Below are 566 nucleotides of genomic sequence, written 5' to 3'. Positions count from 1 at the left end.
GTCGAGATGCCTTTAGTCACTCTTACTGCCGCAGAGGCTTTAGCGCGCCTTGAAGAGCTGAGGAGTCACTATGAGCGATAAATTCGGCGAAGGGCGCGATCCGTATCTTTATCCAGGCCTTGATATCATGCGTAACCGGCTGAACATCCGCCAGCAGCAGCGGCTGGAACAGGCCGCTTACGAAATGACGGCGCTGCGTGCTGCGACCATTGAGCTTGGTCCGCTGGTGCGCGGTTTACCGCATTTGCGAACTATCCATCGCCAGCTGTATCAGGATATTTTCGACTGGGCAGGGCAACTGCGTGAAGTTGATATTTATCAGGGTGATACGCCGTTCTGCCACTTTGCTTATATCGAAAAAGAGGGCAATGCCCTGATGCAGGATCTGGAGGAAGAAGGTTATCTGGTTGGCCTGGAGAAAGCGAAGTTCGTCGAGCGGCTGGCGCATTACTATTGTGAAATCAACGTGCTGCATCCCTTCCGGGTGGGAAGTGGTCTGGCACAGCGGATCTTCTTCGAGCAACTGGCGATTCATGCCGGATATCAACTGAGCTGGCAGGGTATCG

At 53.9% G+C, this 566-nt stretch carries 2 protein-coding genes; both read left to right on the top strand.

From position 1 onward, the window contains the following. Positions 1-6 precede the first annotated feature (6 nt). Positions 7-81, top strand: coding sequence for a YhfG family protein (locus K0039_RS24800; protein WP_047615995.1), 75 nt, complete (start codon positions 7-9; stop codon positions 79-81). Beyond that, positions 71-566, top strand: a 496-nt coding sequence (locus K0039_RS24795; RefSeq protein ID WP_228106781.1) for a putative adenosine monophosphate-protein transferase Fic, incomplete at its 3' end; no start/stop codon positions are given. The genes K0039_RS24800 and K0039_RS24795, both read left to right, overlap by 11 nt.

Origin of the sequence: Terrisporobacter mayombei, assembly GCF_020748465.1 — a bacterium.
In the GTDB taxonomy this organism is placed as follows: Bacteria; Bacillota; Clostridia; order Peptostreptococcales; family Peptostreptococcaceae; genus Terrisporobacter; species Terrisporobacter mayombei.
The sequence above is the reverse complement of the archived record's forward strand: the minus strand, read 5'-3'. Positions and strand labels throughout refer to the sequence as shown.